Genomic DNA, 22,193 nt, shown 5'->3' with positions numbered 1-22,193 from the left:
TTGGTAAGATGCCGACGCACTGTCGACAACATTGGAAGGCTCCTCATGTTCCTCGCGTTGCGCGAGCTCGTCTTCGCGCGCACCCGCTTCCTGCTCATGGGCGGTGTCGTCGCGCTGGTCGCGGTCCTCGTCGTCCTCCTCTCCGGGCTGTCCGCCGGCCTCGTCAACGACGGCGTCTCCGGCCTCAAGCGCACGCCCGTCACCGACTTCGCCTTCGCCGAGGGCACCGGGACGGACGCTGCGTTCACGCGCTCCGTCATCGAGACGGACCAGGTCGGCACCATGGCCGGGCAGCCGGGCGTGCTCGAGGCCGCCCCGTACGGCCTGCTCCTGGCGAACGCGCACCAGGAGGACGGCTCGCCCGTCGACCTCACCCTCGTGGGCGTCGAGCCCGGATCGTTCGTGGCCCCGGCCGCGATGGCGGAGGGCGACGCCGTCGGGGCGGCGGACGGCATCGTCGTCTCGGCGACCGCCGCCGAGGACGGCCTCGCCGTCGGCGACACCGTTGCCCTCGCGCGCCCGGAGCGCACGCTCACGGTCGTGGGCGTCCTCGAGGACCAGCACACGTTCGGCCACGTCGACATCGCCTACCTCCCGCTCGGCACGTGGCAGGAGCTCCTCGCCGGGGCCGAGCAGCCGGGAGCCGACGTGCCGGACGTCGCGACCGCCGTCGCGCTGCGCACCGATCCCGGGTCGTTCGACCGCGAGGCTGCCGACGCGGCGTCGGGCACGGTGACGCGCACGCTCACCGAGTCCTTCGACGCCTCGCCCGGGTACACGGCCGAGACCGCGACCCTCCTGCTCATCCAGGTGTTCCTCTACGCCATCTCGGCGCTCGTGGTCGGGGCGTTCTTCACCGTGTGGGTCATCCAGCGCCGGCACGAGATCGCCGTGATGCGCGCCATGGGGGCACGGCGCCGCTTCCTGCTCGCCGACTCCCTCGGCCAGGCCGCCGTGCTCCTGCTCGCCTCGATCGGCGTGGGCTTCGCCCTCGGTGTCGCGGCGGGCGCGGGCCTCGGCGCGTCGCCGATGCCGTTCGCGCTCCAGGCCCCCGACCTCGTGCTGGCCGGCGTCCTGCTCTTCGTCCTCGGCATGGCCGGAGCGGCCGTCGCCGTCGCGCGCGTCACCTCCGTCGACCCCCTGACCGCCCTGGGAGGGCAGCGATGAGCACCACCACCCCCGCCACGCCCGTGCTCGAGATCGACCGGGTCACCGTCCGCCACGGCGACGGCGACACCACGGTCGTCGCGCTCGACGAGGTCAGCCTGAGCGTCGCCGCGGGCGAGCTCGTCGGTGTCGTCGGGCCCTCGGGCTCCGGCAAGTCGAGCCTGCTCGCCGTCGCCGGTGCGCTCACGGCGCCGGACTCCGGGACCGTCCGTCTCGAAGGGGTCGACCTCGGCGCGACGAACGACCGCGAGCGGGCCCGGCTGCGGCGCGAGCGCATCGGCTTCGTCTTCCAGTCCGGCAACCTCCTCCCGGCGCTCACGAGCGTCGACCAGCTCCGGCTCGCGCTGCGGGTCGCCGGGATCGACGAGCGCGACCCCCGTGCCCGCGACCCCCGCGAGCTGCTGGGCTCGGTGTCCATGAGCCACCGTGCCGACCGGCGCCCGGACCAGCTCTCGGGCGGCGAGCGGCAGCGCGTGGGGATCGCCCGCGCGCTCGTCGCGAGCCCCGCGCTGCTCCTCGTCGACGAGCCGACGGCGGCGCTCGACCGGGCCCGCAGCCACGAGGTCGTGAGCCTGCTGGCCCGCGAGGTCGAGGCCTACGGCGCCGCGGCGCTCATGGTCACGCACGACCACGACGTGCTCGAGCACTGCCACCGGGTCGTCGAGATGGTCGACGGGCGGCTCGGGCTGCCCGCGGTGGCCGGCTGACGTCGGCGGGCGGCTCCGGGAGGCCGCTCCACCGCCCCCGGTCGGGCATGATGGTCCGGCCGGGGGCCGTCGCGCTCCCGGGGGAGCGCTCCGCAGAGCGCTCCGGGAAGGAGGACCCTCGTGCCCAAGATCGCCGCCCCGACGGTGGCCGAGCACCGCGCGGCACAGCTCCGGACCCTGCTCGACGCCGCGCGCGACCTCATCCGCGAGGACGGCAGCGGGCTCACGCTCGCGGCGGTCGCGGCGCGGGCCGGGCTCGCCCGGTCGAGCGTCTACCAGTACTTCCGGTCGCGGGAGGAGCTGCTCGACGCGGTCGTCGCCGACGTCGTGCCGCGGTGGTCCGCGCGCATCACCGCCGCGGTGGCCACCGCGGCGTCGCCGGAGGACGCGATCGTCGCCTACGCGCGCGAGAACCTGCTCCTCGTGGCCGAGGGCGAGCACGCCGTCGTCGCCGCCCTGCGCGCCGAGGCGGGCCGCGAGGCGCTCGCCCAGCAGAGCGCCGCGATGCACGCGACGATCCTCGTGCCGCTCGTCGAGGCCCTGGAGCAGCTCGGTGTCCCGGACGCCGCGCGCTCCGCGGAGCTCGTCAACGCCGTGGTGCTCGCCGCGGCCCGCCAGGTCGAGGCCGGCGAGGACGCGGGCACGACGCTCGCCCGGGTCCGCGCGGTCCTCGGGTGCCTCGCGCCCGCGTGACCGCCGTCGGCGGGTGGTGCGCGCCGTGTCGGCGGCGTGACGGACAATAGGGGCGTGGTGCTCTACCGAGACGACGCGATCGTGCTGCGCGCCCAGAAGCTGGGCGAGGCGGACCGCATCGTCACCCTCCTGACGCGCGAGCACGGGAAGGTGCGCGCCGTCGGCAAGGGCGTGCGCCGCACGTCGTCCCGGTTCGGCGCGCGGCTCGAGCCGTTCATGCTGGTGGACGTCCAGCTCTACGCGGGCCGGTCGCTGGACACGGTGACGCAGGCGGAGACGATCGGACCGTACGCGCGCCGGATCTGCGAGGACTACGGCCTGTACACGGCGGGCGCCGCGATGCTCGAGACGGCGGAGCGGCTCGTCGCCGACGAGCGCGAGCCCGCCGTGCAGCAGTACTGGCTGCTCGCGGGCGCGCTGCGGGCGCTCTCGGAGCACGCGCACGCGCCGGGGCTCGTGCTCGACTCCTACCTCCTGCGCGCGCTCGCCGTGGCGGGCTGGGCGCCGTCGTTCGTCGACTGCGCGCGGTGCGGCGAGCCGGGCCCGCACCACGCGTTCGCCGTCGCGCAGGGCGGGGCCGTGTGCTCGCGCTGCCGCCCGCCGGGCTCGACGGCGCCCGCCCCCCAGACCTTCGCCCTGCTCGCCGCGCTGCTCGCGGGGGAGTGGGACGCGGCCGACGCGTCGGACGCCCGGCACCGCAAGGAAGCGAGCGGCCTCGTGGCCGCGTACAGCCAATACCACCTGGAGAGAACGTTGCGATCACTGCGCATGGTGGAGCGGGACGCTCCCGCCCCGCACGTCCCCGCCGTCCCGCACGCCGACGAGGCCGCCGCCTCCGCGGACCCGCGCGCCGGCGCCGGGGCGGACGCCTGATGGCGCGGCGCACGTACCAGCCGCCGTTCCCGCACCCCAGCGGGGCGCGGCCCCCGGCGATCCCGGCGCAGTTCGTGCCGAACCACGTGGCCGTCGTCATGGACGGCAACGGCCGCTGGGCCAACGCGCGCGGGCTGCCGCGCACCGCGGGCCACGAGGCCGGCGAGGCGGCGCTGCTCGACGTCGTCGCGGGCGCCATCGAGATCGGCGTCAAGCACGTGTCGGCGTACGCGTTCTCGACCGAGAACTGGAAGCGCTCGCCCGATGAGGTCCGCTTCCTCATGGGCTTCAACCGCGACGTGATCCGGCGTCGCCGCGACGAGATGGACTCGTGGGGCGTGCGCGTGCGGTGGGCGGGGCGTCGTCCGCGGCTCTGGGCGTCCGTGATCAAGGAGCTCGAGGTCGCGGAGGAGCAGACGAAGCAGAACGACGTCTGCACGCTCACGATGTGCGTCAACTACGGGGGTCGTGCCGAGATCGCCGACGCCGCGGCCGCCATCGCGCGCGAGGTCGCCGCCGGGCGGCTCGACCCGCGCAAGGTCACGGAGCGGACCGTCCAGCAGCACCTCGACGAGCCCGACCTGCCGGACGTCGACCTGTTCCTGCGCAGCTCGGGCGAGCAGCGCACGTCGAACTTCATGCTGTGGCAGGCCGCGTACGCGGAGCTCGTGTTCCTCCCGGAGCCCTGGCCCGACGTGGACCGCCGCTCGCTGTGGCGCGCCGTCGAGGAGTACGCGCGCCGCGACCGCCGCTACGGCGGCGCGGTCGACGCGGTGGGCGGAACGGCGGACGGCACGGCCTGACGTCGTGCGCGGGCGGCGCGCGCCCTGTCGCCGGGACGCCGTGGGAGGCGGCCGGTAGCGTGCGCGGCATGACTCTGAGCATCGGCATGGTGACCGTCGACTCCACCGACCCGCGGCCGCTCGCCCAGTGGTGGGCGCGCCGCCTCGGCGGGCGGCTCGTCGACGAGGCGGACGGGTGGTTCCTCGAGGTCGTGCCCGCCGAGGGGGTGACGGCTCCGGTCCTCGGGTTCCAGCGCGTCAAGGACCCGACGCCCGGCAAGAACCGGCTGCACCTGGACCTCGGCACGTCCGACCGCGAGGCGGACGTCGCGGCGCTCGTGGCGGACGGCGCGACGCTCGTCGGCGAGCACACCGTCCCCGGGTACCGCTGGGCGGTGCTGGCCGACCCGCAGGGCAACCAGTTCTGCGTGGGCGCGCCCGAGGAGCCGACGAGCGTCGGCTGAGGCGGGCGGTCGTCCCGTCGGGGCGGCCCGTCAGCGGGCCAGCGCGTCGAGCCGGGCGGCCAGCTCGGCCGGGCGGCTGAGCGCCACGAGGTGGCCGCCGGGCATCGTCTCGACCTCCGCACCGAGCCGCTCGCGCGCGACGGCGCGCTGGAACGGCGGCGGGAAGAGCCGGTCGTCGTCGCCCTGCAGCACGACCGTGGGCACGGCGGGCCACGCGCGGGCCGGCCACGGCTCGGCGAAGGACCGCTCGGACGGCTGCCGGTCGCTGCGCTGCACGACGGCCGCGACCGGCTCCGGCACGTCGTGGAAGAAGTCGTCCACGGGGTCGAACGGGCCCAGGCCCGTGGCGGCACGGCGCGCGGCGTGGTCCGTCGCCCGCCACCAGTCGCCCCCGCTCTCGCCCGGTCGCGGGATCATCGGGTTGAGCAGCACGAGCAGGCGGACCGCCTCGCGCTCGCACACGAGCGGCCCGACGTACGCGCCCATGGACTGGGCGACCACCACGAGGTCGTCCCGCTCGGCGGGGGCCGTCGCCCGGTGCAGCGCCGTGACCGCGACGTCGGTGAGGTCCGCCCAGCCGTGGCCCTCGTCGTGCTGGGGGAGGTCGACGGCGACCGGCCGGTGGCCGAGCCGGTCGAGCTCCGGGACGAGCAGGTCCCAGTACGCGGGGTCGCCGCCGGCGCCGGGCAGCAGGAGGAACGTCGTCATGGGGGTTCGGACGGTCCGGGACCCGTCATCTCATCGGTCGGTGCGCGGCGCGTCCTCGTCGCGGGGGAGCGTCGCCTGCCCGTCCAGCGCAGGGACGTCGCCGGCGGGCGCGCCGGTCGGCACGACCGCGGCGTCGGCGCCCGCCCGGGCGGCCCGACGGCGGACCATGAGGAGCACCGCCACGACGACCAGGACGACGATCGCGACGAGCACCGCGACGCCCGTCGGCGAGCCCGTCGCGGCGGCGAACGCGGCGGTCCACACCGCCCACCCGACGGTCGCGTAGATCGTCGCGTGCACCGCGCACCCGAGGATCATGGCCGCGAGGTAGCGCCCGAACGGCATGCGCACGACGCCCGCGGCGGCGTTGATCACGGTCTTGGTCCCGGTCGCGAGGAACGACGCGGGTACCGCGAGCACGCCCCACCGCCGCACGGTCTCGATCCCGCGTGCGGCCGACCGCCCGGACAGCCAGGCGTGGACGCGCGCGACCCACGGCTTGACGGGGCGCGTGCGGTCGAGCGTCCACGTCGTGACGAGGCGCGCGATCCAGTAGGTCGCCTGCGTCCGCACGAACGCGATCGCGAAGAAGAAGGCGAAGAGCGCGGCGAACGGGGCGCCGTCCAGCGCGTCGGGCACCGCTCAGTCCTGGACGGCGGTGGCCCGCGCGCAGCCCGCGCACGTGCCGAACAGCTCGATGGTGTGCTGGATGTCGACGAACCCGTGCGAGGTGCCGACCTGGTTGGCCCAGGCCTCGACCGTCGGGCCGTCGATCTCGACGGTCCGGCCGCACGCCCGGCACACGAGGTGATGGTGGTGCTCGCGGCGCTCGCACCGGCGGTAGAGGTTCTCGCCCTCCTCGGTGCGCAGCACGTCCACGTCGCCGCCGTCCGCGAGGCTCTGCAGCGTGCGGTAGACGGTCGCGAGCCCCACGTTGTCGCCGCGCGTGCGCAGGATCTCGTGGAGCTGCTGCGCGCTGCGGAAGTCCTCCAGGTCCTCCAGCGCGTCCGAGACGGCGGCGCGCTGGCGGGTCATGCGCTGCACGGGTCACCTCCGGTGGTGCGGTGGGTCGACCCCGAGGGTACGAGGTCGAGCTCGACGTCGTCGGGGATGTCCGGGTGCGGGTCCCGCGCGACGCGCGGCCGCCGGCGGACCCACAGGGGTCGCAGCGCGGCGACGACGAGGTACGTCGCGATCGCGAGGACCACGATCGTCGCACCCGGCGAGACGTTGTTCCAGTACGTGAAGGACAGCCCGACGACGCACACGACCACCCCGACGACCGAGGCGACGAGCATCGTGCGGCGGAACGAGCGCGTGACGAGCTGGGCGACCGCGACGGGCACGATCATGAGGGCGCTGACGAGCAGCAGCCCGACGACCCGCATCGACACGGTCACGGTGAGCGCGGCGACGACGGCGACGGCGATGTTCAGCGTGCGCACGGGCAGGCCCGACGCGCGCGCGAACTCCTCGTCGTGGCTCACCGAGAACAGCGCGGCCCGCAGGCCGACGCCGACGAGCAGGATCACCGCGCTGAGGACGACCGTGAGGACGAGGTCCGACGACGTCACCGTCGAGATCGAGCCGAACAGGTACTGCATGAGGCTGCCGGAGGAGCCGCCCGCGAGGCCGATGAGCAGGACGCCGCCCGCGATGCCGCCGTAGAACAGGAGCGCGAGCGCGAGGTCACCGCTCGTGCGGCCCCGCTCGCGCACGAGCTCGATCGCGACCGCGCCGAGCACCGCCGCGACGACCGCGCCGGGGATCGCGAGCGCGTCGTTCGGCACGACGCCCATCGCCGCGCCGACGAGCCACCCGAGCGCGACGCCCGTGAGCGCGACGTGCCCGATGCCGTCGCCGAGCAGCGAGAGCTTGCGCTGCACGAGGTACGTGCCGACGACGGGGGCGCTGACGCCGACGAGCAGCGCCGCGAGGAGGGCGCGCTGCATGAGCGGGTCGGTGAGCAGCAGGGAGATCTCGGAGAACAGGGTGGTCATGAGGCCGTCCTGGGTGCGTGGCCTGCGGAGAGGTCGGGGTTCAGGGTGTCGGTGAGGCCCGTCTCCGGGCCCGCGGGACGGGTGTCGCCGTCGACGGGCTCGTGCGGGTGCAGGTGCTGGTGCGTCGCGCCCGCGTGCGTGGACGACGCGCGGGGCGGGGCGCCGTCGTGCACGACCCGCCCGTGGCGCAGGACGACCGCGCGCTCGACGAGCGGGGCGAGCGCCCCGAGCTCGTGGAGCACCACGAGGACCGTGAGGCCGTCGCCCACGAGGCGCGTCATCGTCGCGGCGAACGCCTCCTGGCTCGGCTTGTCGACGCCCGCGACGGGCTCGTCGAGCACGAGCAGGTCGGGCCGGCGCACGAGGGCGCGCGCGATGAGCACGCGCTGCTGCTGCCCGCCCGAGAGCTCGGCCGTCGAGTCGTCGGCGCGGTCCGCGAGGCCCACGAGCTCGAGCGCCTCGACCGTGCGATCGCGCCACCCGCGCGGGAGCCGGAGACGGCCGCCGCCGAGGAGCCCGGACGCGACGACCTCCGACGCGGTGGACGGCATGCCCGAGGGCGCGCTCACGCGTTGCGGCACGTAGCCGAGCCGCCGCCACGGCAGCCGCGGGCCGAGCGGCGCGCCGAACAGGTCGACGGAGCCGCGGGAGAGCGGCACGATCCCGACGAGCGCGCGGACCAGCGTCGACTTGCCCGACCCGTTCGCGCCGAGGAGCGAGACGACCTCGCCCGCGCGGACCGAGAGGTCGATGCCGCGCAGGATCTCGCTCCCGCCGAGGGTCACGTGGACCTCGCGCGCGGCGATCAGCTCCGGTGCGTCCGTCATGCGCACGCGAGGCCGGACGTGAGCGCCTCGAGGTTGGACTCCATGACCTCACGGTAGTCCGTCGCGCCCTCCGCGAGGCTCTCGAGCGGGTCGAGCAGCGCGGTCCGGACGCCGAGGTCGTCGGCGAGCGTCTGGGTCACCTTGGGGCTGACGAGCGTCTCGAAGAAGAGCGTGGTCACGCCGTTCTCGCGGATGACCTCGCCCACCTCGCGCAGGCGCGCGGGGGAGGGCTCCGCCTCGGGGTCGATCCCGGAGATCCCGACCTGGTGCAGGTCGTAGCGCTCGGCGAGGTAGCCGAAGGCCTCGTGGGAGGTGACGAGCGTCGCGCCCGCGCACGGGGCGAGCGCCTCGGCGAACTCGGCGTCCAGGTCGTCGAGGTCCGCGGTGAGGGCGGCGGCACCGGCCGCGTAGTCGTCGGCGTGGTCGGGGTCGAGCGCGGAGAGCTCGTCGGCGACGGCGTCGCCCACCGCGGCCAGACGGGTCGGGTCGAGCCAGAAGTGCGGGTCCGTGGGGCCGTGGTCGTGACCGTCGCCGGACTCGTCCGCGTGCTCGGCGTGCTCCTCCGCGGTCTCGTCGGCGTGCTCGCCCTCGCCGCCGGGGTGCTCCTCGAGCCCGGCCGACGCCGCGGCGTCGACCACGTGCTCGGGGGCGCGCTGCTCGATGCCCTCGTCGACCGCGGGCTGGAACCCCGAGAGGTAGACGACGAGGTCGGCGTCGCCGATCGAACGGACCTGCGCGGGTGCGAGCTCGAGGTCGTGCGGCTCGGCCGCGGGCGGCGTGAGGTTCGCGACGTCGACGTGCTCCCCGCCGACCTGCTCGACGACGTACTGGAGCGGGTAGAACGACGCGAGCACCTGGAGCCGGCCGTCGTCGCCGCCTCCTCCCGAGCCGCCGTCCCCGGGGGAGTCGCCGGGGGAGCAGGACGCGACGAGCGCGGCCGTGGCGAGGGCGGCGGTGGTGGCGAGGGCGCGACGGCGCCGGGCGGGGGAGCGGTGCATGACCACCAGTCTCCGCCTTCTTGAGAATGAATGTCAAAACCGTTCCCGGTGAGCCGGGTCACGGCCGGGTACGCTGGTCGGTCGGCGCCCGTGCGGGCGTCGCCCACCCGTCCAGCCCCCACGAGCCACGTGCGGGGCCGTGAGCACCAGGAGTGATGTCCGTGGCCGCAGCGCCCTCACCCACCGCCCGTCTCGACGCCGTCGTCTCCCTCGCCAAGCGGCGCGGGTTCGTCTTCCCCTCGGGCGAGATCTACGGCGGCACCCGCTCCGCGTGGGACTACGGGCCCCTGGGCACCGAGCTCAAGGAGAACATCAAGAAGCAGTGGTGGCGCGCGATGGTCACGAGCCGCGACGACGTCGTGGGTCTCGACTCGTCCGTGATCCTGCCGCGCCAGGTGTGGGTCGCGTCGGGCCACGTGGGCGTCTTCACCGACCCGCTGACGGAGTGCCTGCACTGCCACAAGCGGTTCCGCGAGGACCAGATGATCGAGGAGTTCGAGGAGAAGAAGGGCCGCGCGCCCGAGGGCGGCCTCGCCGAGATCGTCTGCCCGAACTGCGGCACGCGCGGGCAGTGGACCGAGCCGCGCGACTTCAACATGATGCTCAAGACGCACCTCGGCCCCGTCGAGGACGAGTCGGGCCTGCACTACCTGCGCCCCGAGACGGCGCAGGGCATCTTCGTGAACTTCGCCAACGTCATGGGGGCGAGCCGCAAGAAGCCGCCGTTCGGCATCGGCCAGATCGGCAAGTCGTTCCGCAACGAGATCACGCCGGGCAACTTCATCTTCCGCACGCGCGAGTTCGAGCAGATGGAGATGGAGTTCTTCGTCGAGCCCGGCACGGACGCCGAGTGGCACCAGTACTGGATCGACACGCGCACCGACTGGTACGTGGACCTCGGCATCCAGCGCGACAACCTGCGCCTGTACGAGCACCCGCAGGAGAAGCTCTCGCACTACTCGACCCGCACGGTCGACATCGAGTACCGCTTCGGCTTCTCCGGCTCGGAGTGGGGCGAGCTCGAGGGCATCGCGAACCGCACCGACTTCGACCTCAAGACGCACGCCGAGCACTCGGGCAAGGACCTGTCGTACTTCGACCAGACGAAGAACGAGCGCTGGGTGCCCTACGTGATCGAGCCGGCCGCGGGTCTCACGCGTTCGCTCATGGCGTTCCTCGTCGAGGCGTACACCGAGGACGAGGCGCCGAACGCGAAGGGCGGCGTGGACACGCGCACGGTCCTGCGCCTCGACCACCGCCTCGCGCCGGTCAAGGCCGCCGTGCTCCCGCTGAGCCGCAACGAGCAGCTCTCGCCCAAGGCGAAGGACCTCGCGACCGAGCTCCGCAAGTACTGGAACGTCGACTTCGACGACGCCGGCGCCATCGGCCGCCGGTACCGCCGCCAGGACGAGATCGGCACGCCGTTCTGCATCACGGTCGACTTCGACACGCTCGACGACCAGGCCGTGACGATCCGCCACCGCGACTCGATGAGCCAGGAGCGCGTCGCGCTCGACAAGGTCACCGAGTACCTCGCCGGGCACCTGCTCGGCGCCTGACGCGTCACCGGCCCGGCGCACCTGCGCCGGGCACGCAGGAGGGGCGGGACCGTACGGTCCCGCCCCTCCTGTCGCGTCTCGTCGGGACGCGTCGCCCCCGCGGCCTCGCGCTAGCGGGCCGCCCCCTTAGCCCTGTTGAGCAGGCCGATCACCAGGCTCACGACGAGCACGATGATGCCGATCCAGATGAGGATCTTCGCGGCCTCGATGGCGACGCCGAGGATGAGGAGCACGGCGCCGACGATGACCAGGATGAGCCAGAGAGGCATGTCGTCCCTTTCGTCCGTGTCCGGCCTGGATTGCCGGACCTCCTCAACACTGCCACGACCGTGCGCTGCTCGCTCGTCGAAACAGGGCTCGTCGTGCAGCGGGAGCCGGGTGGGACAATGGAGCGCGTGACTGCACCCGCTCCTGCCCTCAGCACGACGACCGACCGCCCCGACCCGGGGGCCGGTCCGCTCGTGGCGCCGCTGCGGATCGGCCCGATCGTCGTCCGGACGCCGGTGGTCCTCGCCCCGATGGCCGGCGTCACGAACCGCGCGTTCCGCACGCTGTGCCGCGAGGCCGGCGCGTCCGGCGGCGACGACCCCGGCCTCTACGTCGCCGAGATGGTCACGAGCCGCGCGCTCGTCGAGCGCAACCCCGAGGCACTGCGCATCGTGACGTTCGGCGCCGACGAGACGCCGCGGTCCGCGCAGGTGTACGGCGTGGACCCCGCGACCGTCCGCGAGGCCGTGCGCATCATCGTCGCCGAGGACCGCGCCGACCACGTCGACCTGAACTTCGGCTGCCCGGTGCCCAAGGTCACGCGCAAGGGCGGGGGAGCGGCGCTGCCCTGGAAGCGCGACCTGTTCACCGCGATCGTGCAGGGCGCGGTCGAGGCCGCCCGCCCGTACGGGGTCCCCGTCACCGTGAAGATGCGCAAGGGCATCGACGACGACCACCTCACCTACCTCGAGGCAGGCCGCATCGCGGAGGGCCTGGGCGTCGCCGCCGTCGCGCTGCACGCGCGCACCGCCGCCGAGCACTACTCCGGCACGGCCGACTGGTCCGCGATCGCGCGTCTCAAGGAGGCCGTCACGAGCGTGCCGGTGCTCGGCAACGGCGACATCTGGTCGGCCGAGGACGCCGTGCGCATGGTGCGCGAGACCGGGTGCGACGGCGTCGTCGTCGGGCGCGGCTGCCAGGGCCGGCCGTGGCTGTTCGCCGACCTCGCCGCGGCGTTCGCGGGCCGCCCCGAGCGTGTGCGCCCCGGGCTGCGCGAGGTGGCGGGCACGATCTACCGCCACGGCGAGCTCATGATCGAGTACTTCGACGGCGACGAGGGCAAGGGCATGCGCGACCTGCGCAAGCACATGGCCTGGTACCTCAAGGGCTACGCGGTGGGCGGCGACGCGCGCCGCGCGCTCGCGATGGTCTCGACGCTCGCCGAGCTGCGCGCGCTGCTCGACGACCTCGACCAGGACGCGCCCTACCCCGGCGAGGCCGCCGAGGGTCAGCGCGGCCGGGCCGGGTCGCCCAAGACGCCGCACCTGCCGTACGGCTGGCTCGACTCGCGCGAGCTCGACGCCGAGCACGAGGAGCGCCTGCGCGAGGCCGAGCTGAGCGTCTCCGGCGGCTGAGCGCCGCCTCCTCCGCCGCCTCCTCGCCGGCCGCCCGAGCGCGGCCCTGCACCGGCGGGACGCAAAGAACGACGGCCGGGACCCCCGCGAGGTCCCGGCCGTCGTGCACATGCAGCGGCGTCGGTCAGTGCGCGCGCAGCCAGACGGTCGTGTCCGACGGGACGCGGACCTGCGGGTCCGCGGAGCGGTCGGTCAGGACCGGGCCGGAGGCCACGAGGACCTCCGCGCCGTGCGGCAGCACCACGGGCTCGGCGCCCAGGTTGGCGAGCACGACGACGTCGCGGTTGCGGAAGGCCACGACGTCCGCCGAGCCGGCGAACTCCTCGACCCACGCGAGCGTGCCCGCGCCCAGGCGCTCCGCGCGACGCGTGGCGAGGGCCGTGCGGTACGTCTCGTAGGTCGAGCCCTCGACGCCGCGCTGGACGTCCGCGGCGTAGCGGCCGTACGACTCCGGCTGGGGGAGCCAGGTCTTGCCGGACGGCCCGAACCCGAAGCCCTCGGCGTCGGCGCGCCAGGGGAGAGGGATGCGGCAGCCGTCGCGGCCCGCCTCGGCGCCCTGGGTGCGGAAGAACGCCGGGTCCTCGCGGACGTCGTCGGGCAGGGCGGTGTGCTCGGGGAGGCCGAGCTCCTCGCCCTGGTAGAGGTACGACGACCCGGGCAGACCGAGCATGAGCAGCGACGCGGCGCGCGCACGCCGCAGGCCGAGCTCCTCGTCGGGCTGCGGGTCGTGGGCGAAGATGCCGTTGGGGCGCAGGCCCGGGTCGGCCAGGCCGAGGCGCGACGCGTGGCGCACGACGTCGTGGTTCGACAGGACCCACGTCGTGGGCGCGCCGACCTCGTCGTTCGCGCGCAGCGACGCCGCGATCACGGTGCGCAGCGGCGCGGCGTCCCAGCCGGTGGTGAGGAACGAGAAGTTGAACGCCTGGTGCATCTCGTCCGGGCGCACGTAGCGCGCGAGGCGCGAGAGCGGCTCGACCCACGCCTCGGCGACGAGCGCACGGTCGCCGTCGTACTCGGCGAGGACGCGGTGCCACGCGCGGTAGATCTCGTGGACGCCGTCCTGGTCGAACATCGGGCCGGAGTTCCCGGCGCCCGTCGAGCCGTCCTCGGGGGCGCCCGGGTCGGTGCCCTCCTCGCCGTCGGCGGCCTCGGTGCCCTCGACCATCGAGACGGTGCCGCCCCAGTCGGGCAGGCCGTCGGCCTTGATCATGCCGTGCGCGACGTCGACGCGGAACCCGTCCACGCCCTTGTCGAGCCAGAAGCGCAGGACCTGCTCGAACTCCTCGCGGACCTCCGGGTTGTCCCACGCGAGGTCGGGCTGGGTCGAGTCGAAGAGGTGCAGGTACCACTGCCCGGGCGTCTCGCCCTCGGCGCCGGTCACGGGGCGGGCGTTCGCGCCGGCCGTGACGCGGGTCCAGGCGGGGCCACCGAAGATCGACTGCCAGTTGTTCGGGGGCAGCTCGCCGTGCTCGCCCTCGCCCTCGCGGAAGATGTACCGCGCGCGCTCCGGCGAGCCCTCGGGCGACGCGAGCGCCGCCTGGAACCAGGCGTGCTGGTCCGACGTGTGGTTCGGGACGAGGTCGACGATGATCCGGATGCCGCGCGCGTGCGCCTGGGCCAGGAGCTCGTCGAAGTCCGCGAGCGTGCCGAACAGCGGGTCCACGTCGCGGTAGTCCGCGACGTCGTAGCCCGCGTCCTTCTGGGGCGAGCGGTAGAACGGGCTCAGCCAGACGGCGTCGACCCCGAGCTCGGCGAGGTGGTCGAGCTTCGAGGTGATGCCGGGCAGGTCGCCGACGCCGTCGCCGTCGCCGTCCGCGAAGGAGCGCGGGTACACCTGGTAGATGACGGCGTCGCGCCACCACTCGGGGGCCTCGCCCGGCCCGGTGTGCACGAGCGCCCCCGTGCTGAAGAGCGCCGGGGCGGTGGCCAGCCCGGTGCTGGTCGCGGCGGCGGTCGGCGTCGAATCGATACGAGTCATCGAGCTGTCGGTCCTCACGTACGTGGTGCTGGGGTTTTCAGGGGATCTTCCGGTGGTGGTCACTCGGCTGGCGGAGCGGGGTGTCGCCGACCCTCCGTCGAGTGTAAGCGCTTGCGGTGCGGTGCCGACGAGGGGTCGGCGGGCGCCCGCAGCGAGGTGCGTGGACTTCTGGGCGCCGGTCTCAGGCGGTCGGCGAGCCCGCCGCAGCGACCGTGCTCGCGTCCGTCGCGGACGCCGCGCGGGCCGGGGCGGCCCCGGTCGAGTCGCGGACGATGAGCTCCGGCTGGAAGAGGAGCTCGGTCCGCGGTGCCCGCTCGCCCGCGATCTCCGTGAGCAGCGCGCTCACGGCGGCGTGCGCCATGGCGCTCACGGGCTGGCGCACCGTGGTGAGCGGCGGGTCGGTGAAGGCGATGAGGGGCGAGTCGTCGTAGCCGAGCACCGAGACGTCCTGCGGCACGCGCAGCCCGCGCGAGCGCGCCGCGCGGATGGCGCCGAGCGCCATGAGGTCGGAGCCGCAGACGATCGCGGTGTGGCCCGAGTCGATGAGCTCGCCGCCTGCGGCCTGGCCGCCCTCGACGGTGTAGAGCGTCACGACGACGTGCTGGGCCGCCTCCGCCTCGTCGGCGACGAGACCGTGCCGCACGAGCGACTCGGCGAAGCTCGCGAGCTTGCGCTGCGCGGGGACGAAGCGGTCGGGGCCGATCGCGAGGCCGACGCTGCGGTGCCCGAGCGAGACGAGGTGGCGCACCGAGAGCTCGACGCTCGCGACGTCGTCGGGCGAGACGAACGGGGCGTCGATGCCCTCGGCGAAGCCGTTGACCAGGACGATCGGGATGCCCCGGCTGCGCAGCCGCTCGTAGCGCTCGTGGCTCGCCTGGGTGTCCGCGTGCAGGCCGGAGACGAAGACGATGCCGTCGACCGCGTGGTCCATGAGCATGTCGACGTAGTCGTCCTCCGTGGTCCCGCCCGGCGACTGCGTGCACAGCAGCGGCGTGTACCCGTGCTCGGACAGGAGCGACTCGATCGTCTGGGCGAACGCCGGGAAGACGGGGTTCGTCAGCTCCGGGACGACGAGGCCGACGAGGCCGGCGGAGCGGGTGCGCAGCGTCGACGGTCGCTCGTAGCCCAGCACGTCGAGCGCGGCGAGCACCGCCTGGCGGGTCTCGCTCGCGACGCCGGGCTTCCCGTTGAGGACGCGCGAGACCGTCGCCGTGGAGACGCCTGCCTGGGCGGCGAGATCACTGAGACGGGTACGCACATGGGGCAGCGTAGGGGACACCGGACCTCCTCGTCCTGGTCGTCCGGTCGGCGAGCCGCGATCCCCTGTGCGGAGGCGCGCGGACCCGTCGACCGGAGGAGGCGGGTGGGCGCCGGTCGACGCCCTGCAAAGCGTTGCATGAAAGTTACCGCAACGACTTGCACCTGCGCCACCTCCCGCTCTACCGTCGTGCCCATCAGGGTCCGGCGCCGGTGCCAACGCCGGAGCGGGCCGCCCATCACGACACGCTTGGAGTGACCACTGATGCGACGGAGCATCCTTCTTGCCGCCGCGCTGACCACGACGCTGGCGCTGACCGCCTGCTCGTCCGGCGGCTCGGGCGACGAGACCACCGACGAGCCGAGCGCCGAGGGTTCGTCCGCCGGTGGCTCGCTGACCGTCTGGGTCGACGAGACCCGTCAGGACGCCGTGACCGCGGCGGCCGAGTCGTTCGAGACCGAGACGGGCACGACGGTGGACGTCGTGCTCAAGAACTTCGAGGACATCCGGGCGGACTTCCTCGCCCAGGTCCCGACGGGCGAGGGCCCCGACATCACCGTCGGCGCCCACGACTGGCTGGGCGAGCTCACCACGAACGGCGTCGTGGCGCCGCTCGAGCTGGGCGACAAGGCGGCCGAGTTCGAGGACGTCTCCATCGAGGCGTTCACGCAGGACGGCCAGGTCTACGGCCTGCCCTACGCGATCGAGAACATCGCCCTGATCCGCAACACGGCGCTCGCGCCGACCGCCCCCGCCACGTGGGACGAGGCGGTGGCCGCGGGCCAGGCCGCCGGGACGCAGTTCCCGATCCTGGTCCAGTCGGACGGCGACAAGGGTGACCCGTACACCCACTACCCGTTCCAGACGTCGTTCGGCGCTCCCGTCTTCGCGCAGAACGAGGACGGCAGCTACTCGTCCGAGCTCGCGATGGGCGGCCCCGAGGGCCAGGCGTTCGCGCAGTGGCTCGGCGCCCAGGGTGCGGCCGGAGTGCTCAGCCAGGACACGACCTACGACATCGCCGTCGAGGCGTTCAAGAACGGCCAGTCGCCGTTCATCGTCGGCGGTCCGTGGATGATCGACTCGTTCGAGGGCCTCGACCTGTCGATCGACCCGATCCCCACCGCGGGCGGCCAGCCCGCGCAGCCGTTCGTCGGCGTCCAGGGCTTCTACCTGAGCGCGGAGAGCGACAACGCGATCGTCGCGAACGACTTCCTCGTGAACTTCCTGTCCACCGAGGACGCGCAGCTCGCGCTGTACGAGGCGGGCAACCGTCCGCCGGCGCTGACCGCCGCCGCCGACACCGCCGCCGCGGACGACCCGATCGTCGCGGGCTTCCGCGCCGTGGGTGCCGAGGCCGTGCCGATGCCGTCGATCCCCGAGATGGCTGCCGTGTGGAGCTTCTGGGGCGTCACCGAGGCGGCGATCGTCGCCGGTGCCGACCCGGTCTCGAGCTGGGACAAGATGATCGCCGACATCCAGGGCGCGATCGACTCCTGATCCGGGTGCAGCCCGCCGTCGCGGTGCGCAGGGCTCCTGCGCACCGCGACGGCGCGTCCCGACCTCCGGCCCGGAACGGGCCGCGACGCAGCACGACGACACTCCAGAAGACGCAGCACCCCGCGCGTCCGACGACCTCGGAGGCACCACGATGTCCGCCCCTCAGACCACGGCCGGCGACGAGCGCGTCGGCACCTCCGGAGCCGACGGCCCGCCGCCGCGCGGCGAGCGCCGCCTGCGGCCGCGCGACGCCTCGCACGCGCGCGACTACGGGCCCGGGTTCTTCGTCAAGCTCGCCCTCATGGCGGTCGTGGACGCGCTCGGCGTGTACGTGGTCTGGTCGGCGTGGACGGCGGGCTCGTACGGCATCCTCGCCGCGACGCTCGCGCTGCTCGTCGCGGCGAACTGGGTGTACTTCTCGAAGCGGTCCCTGCCGCTCAAGTACATCCTGCCCGGCCTGATCTTCCTGCTCGTCTACCAGATCTTCGTCGTCGGGTACACGGGCTACGTGGCGTTCACCAACTACGGCACGGGCCACAACTCGACGAAGGAGCAGGCGGTCTCCGCGCTGCTCATCCAGAACGAACGCCGGGTCGAGGGCTCGGCGTCGTCCGCGCTGACCGTCGTCGAGGACGGCGACGCGCTCGGGTTCGCGGTCGTCACCGACGACGGCGAGGTCGAGGCCGGCACGGCCGAGCGGCCGCTGTCGGTCGTCGACGGCGCGACCGTCGAGGACGGCCGCGCGACCGAGGTCCCCGGGTACACGGTCCTGCCGCGCGACCAGGTGCTGCAGCGCCAGGCCGAGGTGACCGAGCTGCGCGTCCCCGTCTCGGACGACCCCGAGGACGGCTCGATCCGCACCACCGACGCCCGCACCGGCTACGTGTACACGTCCGCCCTCGAGTGGGACGCGGCGGCGGACACGATGACCGACACCACGACGGGCACGGTCTACACGCCGAACGACGAGGGCCAGTTCGAGGCGCCCGACGGCTCGACCCTCGCGGTCGGGTGGCGCGTCCCGGTCGGGTTCGACAACTTCGTCACCGCGTTCTCGGACGCCCGCTACGCCCAGCCGTTCGTGAAGATCCTGGTGTGGACGTTCGTGTTCGCGATCGGCTCGGTCGCCACGACGTTCCTGCTCGGCCTGTTCCTCGCGATCGTCTTCAACGACACCCGGATGCGCGGGCGCAAGGTCTACCGGACGCTCATGATCCTGCCGTACGCGATCCCGGGCTTCCTCGCGGCGCTGCTGTGGTCGGGGCTGCTCAACACGCGGTTCGGGTTCATCAACGAGGTGATCCTGGGCGGCGCGCACATCCCGTGGCTCACCGACCCCTGGCTCGCGAAGCTGTCCGTGCTGGGCGTGAACCTGTGGCTGGGCTTCCCCTACATGTTCCTCATCTGCACGGGCGCGCTGCAGTCCCTGCCGTCCGACGTCATGGAGGCCGCGAAGATCGACGGCGCGGGCCGCTGGACCACGTGGCGCGCGATCACGCTGCCGCTGCTGCTCATCTCGACCGCGCCGCTGCTCATCTCGTCGTTCGCCTTCAACTTCAACAACTTCACCCTGATCTACATGCTCACCGGGGGCGGGCCACGCTTCGCCGACGCGTCGGTGCCGCTCGGCCACACGGACATCCTCATCTCGATGGTGTACTCGATCTCCGGCGTCGACGGCTCGGCGCAGAAGGACTTCGGGCTCGCGAGCGCCCTGTCGATCGTCATCTTCGTCATCGTGGGGACGATCTCGGCCATCGCCTTCCGCAGCACGCGCAAGTTCGAGGAGATCAGCTGACATGGCGACCACCCAGGCACCCCCCGTCGTCGGCGGCACCGCCGTCCCGGCGTCCCGGAACCGCATGCGCCCGGGGCGCTGGTTCTCCGAGCTGGGCTGGCGGCACGTCGTCGGCGTGATCGCCGTCGTCTACGCCGCGTTCCCGCTCGTGTACGTCCTGTCGGCGTCGCTGTCGGAGAACGGGACGCTCACCGGCTCCAACTCGCTGTTCTCCGACGTGAGCACCGCGAACTACGCCCAGCTCGGCACCACGATGTTCTGGACGTGGATGGGCAACACGCTCGTCATCGCGGTCGCGACGTCGGTCGGCACCGTGCTCATGGGCGCGGCGGCGGCGTACGCGTTCTCGCGGTTCCGCTTCAGCGGCCGGCGCGCCGGCCTCACGTCCCTGCTGATCATCCAGATGTTCCCGCAGATGCTCGCGTTCGTCGCGATCTTCCTGCTGCTCATCTCGCTCGGGAACGTCGTGCCGGTCCTCGGCCTCAACAGCAAGATCGCGCTCGTCGCGGTGTACCTCGGCGGGGCCCTGGGCGTGAACACGTTCCTCATGTACGGGTTCTTCAACACCGTGCCGCGCGAGCTCGACGAGGCCGCGAAGATCGACGGCGCGACCCACACGCAGATCTACTGGACGATCATCCTGCGCCTCGTCGCGCCGATCCTCGCCGTCGTCGCGCTGCTGTCGTTCATCAGCACGTTCGGCGAGTTCATCATCGCGCGCATCGTCCTGTCGTCCGAGAGCAACTGGACCCTCGCCGTCGGGCTGTACGGGTGGGTGTCGTCGCTCAAGGAGGCCAACTGGGGCCTCTTCACGGCCGGTGCCGTCATCTCGGCGCTGCCCGTGCTCGCCCTGTTCCTCTACCTGCAGAAGTACATCGTGGGCGGCCTCACGGCCGGCTCCGTGAAGGGCTGACCGCGTGCACGACGTCGCCACGCCCGTCCCGCACCACGACGGCTCGGCGCTGTACGTCCCCGAGGGCGTCCCCGCCCTCGGGGACACGGTCCCCGTCCGCGTGCGCGTGCCCCGGTCGGCCGGCGTGCGCGACGTGTGGCTGCGCACCGTGCGCGACGGCGAGCCGCGCCTCGCCCCGGCCCGCCTCGACCGCTCGGACGAGCACGAGGACTGGTACGTCGCCGAGGTGCTCGTGCACAACCCGGTGACCGGGTACCGGTTCTTCCTCGACGAGGGCGAGCGCGGCTACCGCTGGCTCAACGGCCGGGGGGTCTGGGACCGCGACGTGCCCGATGCCGCGGACTTCCGCCTCACCGTCCACGAGGGCGCGCCCGCGTGGATGCGCGACGGCGTCGTGTACCAGGTCTTCCCCGACCGGTTCGCGCGCTCGGCCGGGGCCGACGGGCGTCCGCTCCCGGAGTGGGCCGTCCCCGCGGCCTGGGACGACGAGCCGCACGGCGCGGGCCCCGACGTCGGCACGCAGTACTACGGGGGCGACCTCGCCGGGGTCGAGGAGCGGCTCGACCACCTCGTGGCGCTCGGCGTCACGACGCTCTACACGACGCCCGTCTTCCCGGGGCGCTCCAACCACCGCTACGACGCGAGCACGTTCGACCACGTCGACCCGCTGCTCGGCGGCGACGCCGCGTACGCGTCGCTGATCCGCGCCGCGCACGCGCGCGGGCTGCGCGTCATGGGCGACCTCACGACGAACCACACGGGCGCCGGGCACGAGTGGTTCGCGCGGGCGCTCGCGGACCCGGGCGCGCCGGAGCGCGACTTCTACTACTGGACCGACGGCGAGCCCGGGTACGTGGGCTGGCTCGAGCACGCGTCGCTGCCGAAGCTGTCGTACGGCTCGGCCGTGCTCGGGGCGCGCATGATCGACGGGCCCGGGTCCGTCGTCGGGCGCTACCTGCGCGAGCCGTTCGGTCTCGACGGATGGCGCATCGACGTCGCCAACATGACCGGTCGCTTCGGCGCCGAGGACCGCACGCTCGACGTCGCGCGGCGCCTGCGCACGACGATGCGGGGCGTGAACCCGGAGGCCGCCCTCGTCGCCGAGCACTTCCACGACGCGTCCGGCGACCTCGCGGGCGACGGCTGGCACGCGAACATGAACTACTCGGCGTTCACGCGCCCGGCGTGGACCTGGCTGTCTCCCGCGCACTCGCCCGTGCCCTACCTCGGGCTGCCCGTGCGCACGCCGCGACGGGCCGGGCCGGCCGTCGTGGAGACGATGCGCGAGTTCGACGCCGTGCTGCCGTGGCGCGTGACCGCGTCGCAGTGGAACATGCTCGGCTCGCACGACACCCCGCGGCTGCGCTCGATCGTCGGCTCGCGCGAGATGGTCGAGGTCGCGGCGACGCTCCTGCTCACCTACCCGGGCACGCCCGTCGTCTTCGCGGGCGACGAGGTCGGGCTCACGGGCCTCAACGGGGAGCACGCGCGCGCGACCATGCCGTGGGACGACGCGGTCTCGGGCCACGGGCGCTGGGACGGCGCGACGTTCGACCTGTACCGGGCGCTCATCGCGGTGCGCCGCGGCTCCGACGCGCTGCGCCACGGCGGCCTGCGCTGGGTGCACGTCGCCGACGACGCGCTCGTCTACCTCCGGGAGACGCCCGAGGAGCGTGTCCTCGTCGCGCTCGCGCGCGCGCCGTGGGGCGGCGTCGCGCTGCACCCCGCGCTCGTGGGGCGTGGGGAGCCCGAGCGGCTGCACGGCGCGCTGGACCTCGCCCCGCACGACGGCGGCGCCCGGCTCGCGGGCGACGGCCCGGCCGTCGGGGTGTGGCGGCTGCCCTAGCCGAACAGGTGCGCGACCGCGCGCACCGCGTCGTCGTACTGCGCGCGGTCGAACGTGAACGGCCCGAGCGCGGAGTAGTCCCACTCGGGACGGAACGGCTGCGTGAGGTCGCGCCACGTGACTGTGGTCGCGTCGGCGGCCACGGCCACCTCGAACGGCCAGCAGCCCGCCTCGTGGCAGTCGCACGCGAGCACCCACGCGCGGCCGCCCGCGGGCACGCGACCCCGCCCGTACCACTGGTGCGCGGCGTCGCCGTAGCGGAAGAACGCGGGGACCAGCCCGCCGTACGCGCCCGCGGGGGAGTACCCGCGCGCCGACTCGAACCGTCCGACGACGTCCACGAGCGACCGGCCGTCCACGTAGGGGACGACCTCGACCAGGCCGTCGACGGTGACGGCCCGCAGCTCGAGCGCACGCGCTGCACCCATACGGCGGAGAGTACGCCCACGGCGGCCCGCCCGCCGTCCGCCACGTCCCCACCGGCGTCGTTACGCTGGGGCCCG

The 22,193-nt window shown here is 73.8% G+C and carries 22 protein-coding genes; 12 read left to right on the top strand and 10 right to left on the bottom strand.

Annotated elements, in window-relative coordinates; all coding sequences use genetic code 11:
• Positions 1–45: 45 nt before the first annotated feature.
• From MT994_RS05245 to MT994_RS05220, 6 genes are all read left to right on the top strand, one after another.
• Positions 46–1,167, top strand: a complete 1,122-nt coding sequence (locus MT994_RS05245; RefSeq protein WP_354805404.1) for an ABC transporter permease — start codon at positions 46–48, stop codon at positions 1,165–1,167.
• Positions 1,164–1,874, top strand: coding sequence for an ABC transporter ATP-binding protein (locus MT994_RS05240; protein ID WP_163186969.1), 711 nt, complete (start codon positions 1,164–1,166; stop codon positions 1,872–1,874). Before MT994_RS05245 ends, MT994_RS05240 begins: the two co-directional genes overlap by 4 nt.
• Before the next feature lie 120 nt (positions 1,875–1,994).
• The gene (locus tag MT994_RS05235) at positions 1,995–2,567 is read left to right on the top strand and encodes a TetR family transcriptional regulator (RefSeq protein ID WP_086151097.1); all 573 of its coding nucleotides are present in this window, start codon (positions 1,995–1,997) and stop codon (positions 2,565–2,567) included.
• Between the two features lie 54 nt (positions 2,568–2,621).
• Positions 2,622–3,440: a DNA repair protein RecO gene (recO, locus tag MT994_RS05230; RefSeq protein WP_061266734.1), complete on the top strand. Its 819-nt coding sequence runs from the start codon at positions 2,622–2,624 to the stop codon at positions 3,438–3,440.
• Positions 3,440–4,243 carry an isoprenyl transferase gene (locus MT994_RS05225; protein ID WP_085387710.1) on the top strand — a complete coding sequence of 268 codons (804 nt, stop codon included), beginning with the start codon at positions 3,440–3,442 and terminating at the stop codon, positions 4,241–4,243. Before recO ends, MT994_RS05225 begins: the two co-directional genes overlap by 1 nt.
• A gap of 68 nt (positions 4,244–4,311) precedes the next feature.
• The gene (locus MT994_RS05220) at positions 4,312–4,686 is read left to right on the top strand and encodes a VOC family protein (RefSeq protein ID WP_354805402.1); all 375 of its coding nucleotides are present in this window, start codon (positions 4,312–4,314) and stop codon (positions 4,684–4,686) included.
• A gap of 30 nt (positions 4,687–4,716) precedes the next feature.
• Here MT994_RS05220 and MT994_RS05215 read toward each other — a convergent pair whose 3' ends face one another.
• The 6 genes from MT994_RS05215 to MT994_RS05190 are packed head-to-tail and all read right to left on the bottom strand — an operon-like array spanning position 4,717 to position 9,219.
• Positions 4,717–5,394, bottom strand: a complete 678-nt coding sequence (locus MT994_RS05215; RefSeq protein WP_354805400.1) for an alpha/beta hydrolase — start codon at positions 5,392–5,394, stop codon at positions 4,717–4,719.
• Positions 5,395–5,424: 30 nt separating this feature from the next.
• The gene (locus MT994_RS05210; RefSeq protein WP_354805399.1) at positions 5,425–6,033 is read right to left on the bottom strand and encodes a hypothetical protein; all 609 of its coding nucleotides are present in this window, start codon (positions 6,031–6,033) and stop codon (positions 5,425–5,427) included.
• A 3-nt stretch (positions 6,034–6,036) separates the two neighbouring features.
• A complete protein-coding gene (locus MT994_RS05205; protein ID WP_009864106.1) occupies positions 6,037–6,429 on the bottom strand; it encodes a transcriptional repressor in 393 nt (130 codons plus the stop codon).
• Positions 6,426–7,394 carry a metal ABC transporter permease gene (locus tag MT994_RS05200; RefSeq protein ID WP_076405529.1) on the bottom strand — a complete coding sequence of 323 codons (969 nt, stop codon included), beginning with the start codon at positions 7,392–7,394 and terminating at the stop codon, positions 6,426–6,428. Before MT994_RS05200 ends, MT994_RS05205 begins: the two co-directional genes overlap by 4 nt.
• Positions 7,391–8,221: a metal ABC transporter ATP-binding protein gene (locus tag MT994_RS05195; RefSeq protein ID WP_354805398.1), complete on the bottom strand. Its 831-nt coding sequence runs from the start codon at positions 8,219–8,221 to the stop codon at positions 7,391–7,393. Before MT994_RS05195 ends, MT994_RS05200 begins: the two co-directional genes overlap by 4 nt.
• Complete coding sequence (locus MT994_RS05190) at positions 8,218–9,219, bottom strand: metal ABC transporter substrate-binding protein (RefSeq protein ID WP_354805396.1); 1,002 nt, start codon at positions 9,217–9,219, stop codon at positions 8,218–8,220. Before MT994_RS05190 ends, MT994_RS05195 begins: the two co-directional genes overlap by 4 nt.
• 161 nt (positions 9,220–9,380) lie before the next feature.
• Here MT994_RS05190 and MT994_RS05185 point away from each other — a divergent pair, with 161 nt between their 5' ends.
• Positions 9,381–10,778 carry a glycine--tRNA ligase gene (locus MT994_RS05185; RefSeq protein WP_233140187.1) on the top strand — a complete coding sequence of 466 codons (1,398 nt, stop codon included), beginning with the start codon at positions 9,381–9,383 and terminating at the stop codon, positions 10,776–10,778.
• A gap of 110 nt (positions 10,779–10,888) precedes the next feature.
• Here MT994_RS05185 and MT994_RS05180 read toward each other — a convergent pair whose 3' ends face one another.
• Positions 10,889–11,047, bottom strand: a complete 159-nt coding sequence (locus MT994_RS05180; protein WP_021483859.1) for a hypothetical protein — start codon at positions 11,045–11,047, stop codon at positions 10,889–10,891.
• Between the two features lie 117 nt (positions 11,048–11,164).
• On the opposite strand from MT994_RS05180, the gene dusB reads away from it, so the two are divergent.
• Complete coding sequence (gene dusB / locus MT994_RS05175; protein WP_354805395.1) at positions 11,165–12,400, top strand: tRNA dihydrouridine synthase DusB; 1,236 nt, start codon at positions 11,165–11,167, stop codon at positions 12,398–12,400.
• Between the two features lie 124 nt (positions 12,401–12,524).
• Here the strand turns inward: dusB and MT994_RS05170 are convergent, their stop codons facing one another.
• Both MT994_RS05170 and MT994_RS05165 read right to left on the bottom strand, forming a co-directional pair.
• Positions 12,525–14,378, bottom strand: a complete 1,854-nt coding sequence (locus tag MT994_RS05170) for a glycoside hydrolase family 13 protein (RefSeq protein WP_354805394.1) — start codon at positions 14,376–14,378, stop codon at positions 12,525–12,527.
• A gap of 181 nt (positions 14,379–14,559) precedes the next feature.
• Positions 14,560–15,636, bottom strand: coding sequence for a LacI family DNA-binding transcriptional regulator (locus MT994_RS05165; RefSeq protein WP_241005729.1), 1,077 nt, complete (start codon positions 15,634–15,636; stop codon positions 14,560–14,562).
• Positions 15,637–15,900: 264 nt separating this feature from the next.
• On the opposite strand from MT994_RS05165, the gene MT994_RS05160 reads away from it, so the two are divergent.
• The 4 genes from MT994_RS05160 to MT994_RS05145 all read left to right on the top strand — a co-directional run bounded on the left by MT994_RS05160 (position 15,901) and on the right by MT994_RS05145 (position 21,690).
• Complete coding sequence (locus MT994_RS05160; RefSeq protein WP_354805393.1) at positions 15,901–17,133, top strand: extracellular solute-binding protein; 1,233 nt, start codon at positions 15,901–15,903, stop codon at positions 17,131–17,133.
• A 151-nt stretch (positions 17,134–17,284) separates the two neighbouring features.
• Positions 17,285–18,931 carry an ABC transporter permease subunit gene (locus MT994_RS05155; RefSeq protein ID WP_354805392.1) on the top strand — a complete coding sequence of 549 codons (1,647 nt, stop codon included), beginning with the start codon at positions 17,285–17,287 and terminating at the stop codon, positions 18,929–18,931.
• 64 nt (positions 18,932–18,995) lie between these two features.
• Entirely contained in the window at positions 18,996–19,844 is an 849-nt protein-coding gene (locus MT994_RS05150; protein WP_228086664.1) for a sugar ABC transporter permease, read from the top strand.
• A gap of 4 nt (positions 19,845–19,848) precedes the next feature.
• Positions 19,849–21,690: a glycoside hydrolase family 13 protein gene (locus MT994_RS05145; RefSeq protein WP_354805391.1), complete on the top strand. Its 1,842-nt coding sequence runs from the start codon at positions 19,849–19,851 to the stop codon at positions 21,688–21,690.
• Here the strand turns inward: MT994_RS05145 and MT994_RS05140 are convergent.
• Entirely contained in the window at positions 21,687–22,118 is a 432-nt protein-coding gene (locus MT994_RS05140; protein ID WP_009862091.1) for a hypothetical protein, read from the bottom strand. The genes MT994_RS05145 and MT994_RS05140 overlap by 4 nt on opposite strands.
• Positions 22,119–22,193: the final 75 nt, after the last annotated feature.

Source organism: Cellulosimicrobium sp. MI9406, from assembly GCF_040595865.1.
GTDB lineage: Bacteria > Actinomycetota > Actinomycetes > Actinomycetales > Cellulomonadaceae > Cellulosimicrobium > Cellulosimicrobium funkei.
Note: the sequence above shows the minus strand (reverse complement) of the source record. Positions and strands in the feature narration are given on the sequence as shown.

Bases quoted from the DNA above. Each gene is read 5' to 3' on its own strand.
- MT994_RS05220 (WP_354805402.1), top strand. From the start codon at position 4,312: ATGACTCTGAGCATCGGCATGGTGACCGTCGACTCCACCGACCCGCGG.
- MT994_RS05170 (WP_354805394.1), bottom strand. From the start codon at position 14,378: ATGACTCGTATCGATTCGACGCCGACCGCCGCCGCGACCAGCACCGGG.
- dusB (WP_354805395.1), top strand. From the start codon at position 11,165: ATGGAGCGCGTGACTGCACCCGCTCCTGCCCTCAGCACGACGACCGAC.
- MT994_RS05150 (WP_228086664.1), top strand. From the start codon at position 18,996: ATGCGCCCGGGGCGCTGGTTCTCCGAGCTGGGCTGGCGGCACGTCGTC.
- MT994_RS05215 (WP_354805400.1), bottom strand. From the start codon at position 5,394: ATGACGACGTTCCTCCTGCTGCCCGGCGCCGGCGGCGACCCCGCGTAC.
- MT994_RS05190 (WP_354805396.1), bottom strand. From the start codon at position 9,219: ATGCACCGCTCCCCCGCCCGGCGCCGTCGCGCCCTCGCCACCACCGCC.
- MT994_RS05200 (WP_076405529.1), bottom strand. From the start codon at position 7,394: ATGACCACCCTGTTCTCCGAGATCTCCCTGCTGCTCACCGACCCGCTC.
- MT994_RS05240 (WP_163186969.1), top strand. From the start codon at position 1,164: ATGAGCACCACCACCCCCGCCACGCCCGTGCTCGAGATCGACCGGGTC.
- MT994_RS05245 (WP_354805404.1), top strand. From the start codon at position 46: ATGTTCCTCGCGTTGCGCGAGCTCGTCTTCGCGCGCACCCGCTTCCTG.
- MT994_RS05160 (WP_354805393.1), top strand. From the start codon at position 15,901: ATGCGACGGAGCATCCTTCTTGCCGCCGCGCTGACCACGACGCTGGCG.
- MT994_RS05140 (WP_009862091.1), bottom strand. From the start codon at position 22,118: ATGGGTGCAGCGCGTGCGCTCGAGCTGCGGGCCGTCACCGTCGACGGC.
- MT994_RS05155 (WP_354805392.1), top strand. From the start codon at position 17,285: ATGTCCGCCCCTCAGACCACGGCCGGCGACGAGCGCGTCGGCACCTCC.
- MT994_RS05180 (WP_021483859.1), bottom strand. From the start codon at position 11,047: ATGCCTCTCTGGCTCATCCTGGTCATCGTCGGCGCCGTGCTCCTCATC.
- MT994_RS05195 (WP_354805398.1), bottom strand. From the start codon at position 8,221: ATGACGGACGCACCGGAGCTGATCGCCGCGCGCGAGGTCCACGTGACC.
- MT994_RS05225 (WP_085387710.1), top strand. From the start codon at position 3,440: ATGGCGCGGCGCACGTACCAGCCGCCGTTCCCGCACCCCAGCGGGGCG.
- MT994_RS05205 (WP_009864106.1), bottom strand. From the start codon at position 6,429: ATGACCCGCCAGCGCGCCGCCGTCTCGGACGCGCTGGAGGACCTGGAG.